General features: G+C 69.7%; 8 protein-coding genes. 4 read left to right on the top strand and 4 right to left on the bottom strand.

From position 1 onward, the window contains the following. Window positions 1-123 precede the first annotated feature (123 nt). Window positions 124-399, bottom strand: a complete 276-nt coding sequence (gene rpsT, locus K8940_RS23815) for a 30S ribosomal protein S20 (RefSeq protein ID WP_004617408.1) — start codon at window positions 397-399, stop codon at window positions 124-126. 135 nt (window positions 400-534) lie between these two features. After that, window positions 535-1,323 carry an enoyl-CoA hydratase gene (locus K8940_RS23810; protein ID WP_223392501.1) on the bottom strand — a complete coding sequence of 263 codons (789 nt, stop codon included), beginning with the start codon at window positions 1,321-1,323 and terminating at the stop codon, window positions 535-537. A 169-nt stretch (window positions 1,324-1,492) separates the two neighbouring features. Between K8940_RS23810 and K8940_RS23805 the strand changes: the two genes are divergently transcribed. Further along, on the top strand, window positions 1,493-2,662 hold the full coding sequence (locus K8940_RS23805; protein ID WP_223392500.1) for an acyltransferase family protein: 1,170 nt from the start codon (window positions 1,493-1,495) through the stop codon (window positions 2,660-2,662). Here K8940_RS23805 and mutM read toward each other — a convergent pair whose 3' ends face one another. Continuing rightward, window positions 2,663-3,526, bottom strand: coding sequence for a bifunctional DNA-formamidopyrimidine glycosylase/DNA-(apurinic or apyrimidinic site) lyase (gene mutM, locus K8940_RS23800; protein WP_223392499.1), 864 nt, complete (start codon window positions 3,524-3,526; stop codon window positions 2,663-2,665). 83 nt (window positions 3,527-3,609) lie between these two features. Between mutM and K8940_RS23795 the strand changes: the two genes are divergently transcribed. Both K8940_RS23795 and ubiB read left to right on the top strand, forming a co-directional pair. After that, window positions 3,610-4,368 carry a class I SAM-dependent methyltransferase gene (locus tag K8940_RS23795; RefSeq protein ID WP_223392498.1) on the top strand — a complete coding sequence of 253 codons (759 nt, stop codon included), beginning with the start codon at window positions 3,610-3,612 and terminating at the stop codon, window positions 4,366-4,368. Between the two features lie 4 nt (window positions 4,369-4,372). Continuing rightward, window positions 4,373-5,893: a 2-polyprenylphenol 6-hydroxylase gene (ubiB, locus tag K8940_RS23790; RefSeq protein WP_223392497.1), complete on the top strand. Its 1,521-nt coding sequence runs from the start codon at window positions 4,373-4,375 to the stop codon at window positions 5,891-5,893. Between the two features lie 10 nt (window positions 5,894-5,903). Here the strand turns inward: ubiB and K8940_RS23785 are convergent, their stop codons facing one another. Continuing rightward, window positions 5,904-6,470 (bottom strand): hypothetical protein, encoded by a 567-nt coding sequence (locus K8940_RS23785; RefSeq protein ID WP_223392496.1) that lies wholly within the window; start codon window positions 6,468-6,470, stop codon window positions 5,904-5,906. A gap of 166 nt (window positions 6,471-6,636) precedes the next feature. Between K8940_RS23785 and coaBC the strand changes: the two genes are divergently transcribed. Beyond that, entirely contained in the window at window positions 6,637-7,833 is a 1,197-nt protein-coding gene (gene coaBC, locus K8940_RS23780) for a bifunctional phosphopantothenoylcysteine decarboxylase/phosphopantothenate--cysteine ligase CoaBC (protein ID WP_223395977.1), read from the top strand. The last annotated feature ends 2 nt before the right edge of the window (window positions 7,834-7,835 follow it).

Below are 7,835 nucleotides of genomic sequence, written 5' to 3'. Positions count from 1 at the left end.
ATCACAGATTGCAACGGCAGGAACAGCGCGTTGGATTCAAAGCAAAAGCCGGCCAGGCGAACCTGACCGGCTTTCGTAAATACTTGAATTCGTTGGACGAACGGCGTTCGTCCGAATTCTGGACTAGGCGGCGGCCTTATCCAGCTTCTTCAGACGAGCAGCCAGACGCGACACCTTGCGCGAGCCGGTGTTCGGGTGAACGACGCCCTTCGAAACCGCGCGCATCAGCTCCGATTGAGCTTCCACGAAGGCGGCCTTGGCGACGGCCACGTCGCCCTTGGCGATGGCGTCTTCGAACTTGCGCAGGAAGGTGCGCACGCGCGAGCGGCGGGCGGTGTTGACTTCGGTGCGGCGAGCGATCTTGCGGATCGCTTTCTTGGCGCCGGGATTATTGGCCATGGGTCGGACCTTCAAACGGACAGCCGCGCGGGCGGCCGCGAAGCAGGGAAAATAGAGCGCGCGGATATACGGGAAGCGCTCGCCGGGGTCAACGGTCCACAGGCATGAATCCTGCGACCATTTTGGCGCAATCGATTACCGTGCCCGGAATGCCGGTTTACGTTTCTCGACGAAGGCCGCCATGCCCTCCTTCTGATCCTCGAACGCGAACAGCGAGTGGAACAGGCGACGCTCCAGCGCGACCCCCGTCGTCAGGGTCGTCTCATAGGCGGCCTCGACCAGTTCCTTGTTCATGGCCACGGCCAGCGGCGACTGGCCGGCGATCTTGGCGGCGACCGCCAGGGCCTCGTCGACCAGGCTGTCGGCCGGGAAGATCCGCGACACCAGGCCCGAGCGCTCGGCCTCGGCGGCGTCCATCATCCGGCCGGTCAGGATCATGTCCATGGCCTTGGACTTGCCGACGAAGCGGGTCAGGCGCTGGGTGCCGCCGATGCCGGGCGCGACGCCCAGATTGATCTCGGGCTGGCCGAACTTGGCGGTGTCGGCGGCCAGGATGAAGTCGCACATCATGGCCAGCTCGCAACCGCCGCCCAGGGCGTAGCCGGAAACGGCGGCGATGATCGGCTTGCGGCACTGCTCGATCGCCCGCGCCCCGGCGGTGAAGAAGTCGGCCTTGAACATCTGGGCGTAGGTCTTGTCCGACATCTCCTTGATGTCGGCGCCGGCGGCGAAGGCCTTGGCCGAGCCGGTCAGCACGATGCAGCCCACCCCGTCGTCGGCTTCGGCGACCGCCAGCGCCTGGGCCAGCTCGCCCAGCAGCTGGGTGTTCAGGGCGTTCAGGGCCTCGGGCCGGTTCAGGCGGATCAGGGTCACGCCCGGCGCGCCTTCGGGCGCTTCGACGATCAGGGTCTGGTAGTCGGCCATCGGGGCGGTCTCCTGCTTGAGCGCTGTCTTTATAGAGAGGCCGGCGGCCTTGGGGAGCCCTGACGCGGGGTCAGCGCGAGGCCTCTTGCGGTTTGACCGCGAACACGACAACCCTCCGGCGCGGCCCGACCCGGTCGCCAAGACAAAAGGGTGGGGGCCCACACTTCGCATGACCGTTTCCGCCGCGGCGACCTCGACCGACGCTGTCGCGCCCGCCCCTCCCTTCACCTCCGGCAAGAGCCACTACGTCATCCTGGACGGCCTGCGCGGCGTGGCCTCCCTGATGGTGGTGGTCTTCCACCTGTTCGAGGCCTGGGCCGGCGGCGATCCCGCGCGGCAGATCATCAACCATGGCTACCTGGCGGTGGATTTCTTCTTCCTGCTGTCTGGCTTCGTGATCGCCTACGCCTATGACGACCGCTGGGCGGCGGGCATGGGCCAGTGGGATTTCTACAAGCGCCGGCTGGTCCGGCTGCAGCCGATGATCATCGCCGGCGGCCTGATCGGCGCGGCCCTGCTAGTCTTCCAGCACTCCTCGCTGTTCCCGAAGCTGGCGACCGTCCCGGCCTGGCAGGTCGCGGGCGTCCTGCTGCTGGGCTTCGTGATGATCCCGCTGACGCCGTCGGCCGAGATCCGCGGCTGGGGCGAGATCTATCCGCTGAACGGCCCGCAGTGGTCGCTGTTCTACGAATACATCGGCAACATCCTCTACGCCGTGGGCCTGCGGAAGCTGCCCGTCCGCTGGCTGGGGGCGCTGGTCGCCGCCTCAGCCCTGGCCCTGGTCGGCCTGCTGGTGCTGGGTCCGCGCGGCGACGTGATCGGCGGCTGGGCCCTGGACGCCAGCGGGATCCAGATCGGCCTCACCCGGGTGATGTTCCCGTTCTTCGCCGGCGTGCTGCTGATGCGGCTGGGCAAGCGGATCCGGGTGAAGAACGCCTTCGCCGTCTGCAGCCTGCTGCTGGTCGTCGCCTTCTCCCTGCCGCGTTTTGGCGTCGGCGACCTGCGCTGGATCAACGGCCTCTACGAGGCGGCCTGCGTGATCCTGCTGTTCCCGCTGATCGTGGCCATCGGGGCCGGCGAGAAGGACGCCGACGGCCCCAGCGTGCGGATCGCCCGCTTCTTCGGCGACCTCTCCTACCCGCTCTACATCACCCACTATCCGCTGATCTACATCTACACCGGCTGGGTCGTGGACAAGAAACCCGCCCCGGCCCAGGGCGCCCTGGTCGGCGCTGGCCTGTTCGTCCTGGCCGTCACGATCGCCTGGGCCTGCCTCAAGCTCTATGACGAGCCGGCGCGGCGCTGGCTGGCGGGCAGGGTCCTGGCGCGGCGGGCCTGATCACACCTGGCAGACCGGGCAGAAGAAGGTCGACCTCCCCGCCTGGACCTCGCGGGCGATGACGCCCTTGCAGCCGGGGGTCGGGCATGGCTCGCCCTCGCGGTCGTAGACGCGGAAGCGATGCTGGAAATAGCCCAGCGCGCCGTCGGCGGCCGCGAAGTCCTTCAGCGAGGAGCCGCCAACCTCGACGGCTTCGGCCAGGACGTCCTTGATCGCGGTCGTCAGCGGGGCGAGGCGCCTCTTGGCGATGCCGCCCGACGGCTTGAACGGCGAGATGCCCGCGCGGTGCAGGGCCTCGCACACATAGATATTGCCCAGGCCCGCCACGGTGCGCTGGTCCAGCAGCAGGGTCTTGGGCCCCTGCTTGCGGTTGGCGAAGGCTTTTTCCAGCGTCTTGGCGTCGAAGCCCTCGCCCAGCGGCTCGGGACCCATGGTCGCGAACCAGGGGTGATGGCTGACGCGGTCGGTCGGGATCAGGTCCATGAAACCGAACCGGCGCGGGTCGTAATAGGTGACCAGGCCGCCGGCCTCGGTCTCGAAGACCACATGGGCGTGCTTGTCGTCGGGTTTGACCTCGCGGGCGAAGTCGCCCGGGCGAACCGTTCCCTCCGGCGCGGCGATCTCGAAGCGGCCGGTCATCCCCAGGTGCATCACCAGGGTGTCGCCCCGGTCCAGCGGCGCCAGGATGTACTTGGCCCGACGGTCCAGGCGCAGGATCCTGGCGCCGGTCAGCCGCTGGACGAAACCGTCGGGCAGCGGAAAGCGCAGGTCGGGCCGGTTGGCGCGTACGCGGGCCAGGCGCGCGCCAGAAAGAACGGGTTCGAGACCGCGCCGGACGGTCTCCACTTCGGGCAATTCGGGCAAAGGCGAACCCTTAAGACGATGACGGGACGCGTGACGCGGGCTAAGAGCGGTCTGTCATATAGAGAGTCCGGCCCAAAGACGTCATGAGCAAAACCTCCGCCAGCTTCGGTTTCACGGATGTCGACGCCTCGCTGAAGGCGGGCCTGGTACGCGGGGTGTTCGACCGCGTCGCCAAGAACTACGACATCATGAACGACCTGATGAGCGGCGGCGTGCACCGGCTCTGGAAGGACGCCGTGGCCGCGCGCCTGAACCCGCAGCCCGGCGAGGTGATCATCGACTGCGCCGGCGGCACCGGCGACATGGCCCGCCGCTTCGCCAAGATGGCCCGCGCCGCCCAGGAGCGCCGTGGCGGTCCGGACGCGACCATCAACATCGTCGACTACAACGCCGAGATGATCATGGCCGGCATCGAGCGCGGCGGCGAACCGGAGATCACCTGGACCGTCGGCGACGCCCAGCGCCTGCCGCTGCCCGATAACTACGCCAACGCCTATGTGATCAGCTTCGGCATCCGCAACGTCACCGACATCGACGCGGCCCTGCGCGAGGCGCGCCGGGTGCTCAAGCCCGGCGGCCGCTTCCTGTGCCTGGAGTTCTCGCGGCCGGTGACCGAGGCCCTCGCGAAAGCCTATGACGCCTACAGCTTCAAGGTCATCCCGCAGGTGGGCGAATGGGTCGCCAAGGACCGCGAGGCCTATCAGTACCTGGTCGAGAGCATCCGCCGCTTCCCCGACCAACGCACCTTTGCCGGCATGATCGAGACCGCCGGCTTCAAGCGGGTGACCTACACCAACTTCACCGGCGGCGTGGCGGCCCTGCACCAGGGCTGGGCGCTCTAACGCTGTGGCCAGCCTTTCCGCCTTCTGGCGCCTGACCGGCGCGGGCTGGGCTCTGGTCCGGGCCGACGCCCTGATCCCGCGCGAGGTCGAGCCGCAACTGCCGGTTTCGGCCAAGTGGGCCGGGCGCCTGCTGCGCCTGTTCGCCGGCGGCGCGGGCCGACGCGGCCGCCCGGGCGAACGTCTGGCCCGGGTGCTGGAAAGGCAGGGCCCCGCGGCGATCAAGATGGGCCAGTTCCTGTCGACCCGCGCCGACATCTTCGGTACCGCCTTCGCAGAGGACCTCTCGCACCTGAAGGATCGCCTGGTCCCGTTCCCGCTGGAGCAGGCCAAGGCCGAGATCGTCCGCAACCTCGGCAAGCCGCTGACCGAGGTCTATGCGCAGATCGACGAGCCGGTCGCCGCCGCCTCCCTGGCCCAGGCCCATCCGGCCGTGCTGCTGGACGGCCGCAAGGCGGCGGTGAAGGTGCTGCGCCCCGGCGTCGAGCGCCAGGTGGCCCAGGACACCGCCGTGCTGCGCCTGGCCGCGCGCCTGGCCGAACGTCTGGCCCCCGCCTCGCGCCGCCTCAAGCCCACCGAGTTCGTCGAGGTGGTGATCCGGGCCCTGGACCTGGAGATGGACCTGCGCTTCGAGGCCGCCGGCTGCGCCGAGCTGGGCGAGGCCATGGCGACCGACAGCTACATGCGCGCGCCGCTGGTCTGCTGGGAAGGCGTCGGCAAGCGCGTCCTGACCCTGACCTGGGCCGAGGGAACGCCCCTCTCCGACCCCGCCGCCCTGGAACTGCCCGGCCTGGACCGCAAGGCCCTGGCGGAGAACATCACCCGCGGGTTCCTGGCCCAGGCCCTGGACCACGGCCTGTTCCACGCCGACCTGCACGAGGGCAACCTGTTCGTGGCCGCGCCCAGCGCGGTCACCGCCGTCGACTACGGCATCATCGGCCGCCTCGGCCCCGGCGAGCGCCGCTACCTGGCCGAGATCCTGTACGGCTTCCTGAACCGCGACTACGCCCGCGTGGCCAAGGTGCATTTCGACGCTGGCTACGTGCCCGCCCACCAGGACGTGGACGCCTTCGCCCAGGCCCTGCGCGCGGTCGGCGAGCCGGTGTTCGGCCGCAACGCCCGCGAGGTCTCGATGGGCCGCCTGCTGGCGCAGCTGTTCGAGATCACCGCCCTGTTCGACATGGCCCTGCGGCCCGAGCTCGTTTTGCTGCAGAAGACCATGGTCACGGTCGAGGGCGTGGCCCGCCGTATCGATCCGACCCACGATCTGTGGGCGGCCGCCGACCCGGTGGTGCGCCGCTGGATCGGTCGCGAGCTGTCGCCGACCGCCAAGGTCCGTGACTTCGCCGAGGAAGCCCTGCGCGCCCTCAAGGCCCTGGCCCGCCTGGCCGAGGCCCCGCCGCCGACGCCGCTGGTGGTCGCCGAGCGCCAGCACACCTGGCCGCTACTGTGGTTCCTGGTCGGCGCGGCGACGGCGGGCGCAGCCTTCGTCACCGGCCTGCTGCTGGCGCCGCACCCGCCGTCCTAGTCCTTCGCCCCTAGCCTTCGGTCTGTTCCCGCTTGCGGGCCGCCGAGGTCCGGCGTTCCTCGCGGGTCTTCTGCTCGTCCCAATAGGCCGCGCCCTCGTCGGGCTTGAACATCGTTCGCGGCGCGCCCTCGCGCGAGACCACCGCGAAGACGTTGCCCTTGGGATCGTAGATCAGCAGATCGCCGTTCGCGCGCTTCAGCGTCTGCGCGCCCCTGGGCGGGTCGCTGACGAAGGCGTGGACCTTGGCGACATAGTCGTCGGCGCTCTTGGCTTCGAAACTGGCCCCGTTGCGCTCGAACGAACGCTGGGCGTTCTCCTCGGCCGTGCGGGTGCGGTTGGCGGCCCAGTAGGGCTTGCCGGCGACGAGCTTCACCGGCGCGTCGCGCGGATCGGCGCGCCGGCCGCCGCCATTGGATCTGTCGGTCGACCCGCTGTCGGTCGGCGGCGCGATATCGTTGCTGGCCCGCTCGCCGGCCTTGGGCGCCTTCACCGCCGAGGCCCCGCTGTCGCAGGCCGCCAGACCGGCCAGAAGCACGAGCGCCGACGCGCCCGACAAGACGTTTCGCACAATCTTCATGATGGCATCGCCCCGTTGTTCTACTTTTACGTTATTGAACGAAAGCGGAACACGAGTCGAGTCCCTATCTGTCGACCATCATTCTCTCTGGCGCTTTGGCGCGAGCGTGGGCATGTGCAGGGGCGAGACGCATGCGGAAGCGGAGTGCGGCGTGAGCGGCCAGAACGTGAAAGACAAGCGGGTTCTCCTGATCGTCGGCGGCGGGGTGGCGGCCTACAAGGCGCTGCTGCTGACCCGCCTGCTGCGCAAGGCCGGGATCGGCGTGCGGCCCGTCCTGACCAAGGCCGGGGCCGAGTTCGTCACGCCCCTGTCGCTGGCGGCCCTGGCCGAGGACAAGGTCTATCAGGACCTGTTCTCGCTGACCGACGAGCATGAGATGGGCCATATCGAGCTGTCGCGCTCGGCCGACCTGGTGGTCGTGGCCCCGGCGACGGCCGACCTGATCGCCAAGGCCGCCGGCGGCCTGGCCGGCGACCTGGCCTCCACCACCCTGCTGGCCACCGACAAGCCGGTGCTGATGGCCCCGGCCATGAACGTGCGGATGTGGCTGCATCCGGCCACCCAGCGCAACATCGCCACCCTGAAGGCCGACGGCGTCAGCTTCGTCGGGCCCGAGGACGGCGCCATGGCCTGCGGCGAGTTCGGCCCCGGCCGCCTGGCCGAGCCGGAGGAGATCTTCGCGGCCATCGTCGCCATGCTGGAAGGCCCCGCCGCCCGGCCGCTGGTCGGCAAGCGCGCCCTGGTCACCGCCGGCCCAACGTTCGAGCCGATCGATCCGGTGCGCGGCGTCACCAACCGCTCCAGCGGCCGCCAGGGCTTCGCGATCGCCGAGGCGCTGGCCAGGCTCGGCGCCGAGGTCACCCTGATCGCCGGCCCCGTCGCCCTGCCCACGCCCGTCGGCGTCAAGCGCGTCGATGTCGAGACCGCCCGCCAGATGCTGGCCGCCAGCCAGGCCGCCCTGCCCGCCGACGTCGGCGTCTTCGTGGCCGCCGTCGCCGACTGGCGCGTCGACGAGGCCTTCGGGACCAAGCTGAAGAAGGAAAAGGGCGGCCCACCGGCCCTGACCTTCGTCGAGAACCCCGACATCCTGGCTACCCTGTCGGCCACCGGACCCAAGCGGCCGAAGCTGGTCATCGGCTTCGCGGCCGAGACCGACCATGTCGAGGACCACGCCCGCGCCAAGCTGGCGCGCAAGGGCTGCGACTGGATCATCGCCAACGACGTGACCGAGCCGGGCGTGATGGGCGGCGGCGAGAACGCCGTGCTGCTGATCACCAAGGACGCCACCGAGCGCTGGGACCGGGCGGCCAAGGACCAGGTCGCGAGCCAGATCGCGGCCCGGATCGCCCAGGCGCTGGGATAGGC

Source organism: Caulobacter segnis, assembly GCF_019931575.1.
Lineage (GTDB): Bacteria > Pseudomonadota > Alphaproteobacteria > Caulobacterales > Caulobacteraceae > Caulobacter > Caulobacter segnis_C.
This window is presented reverse-complemented; position numbering and strand designations above follow the sequence as displayed.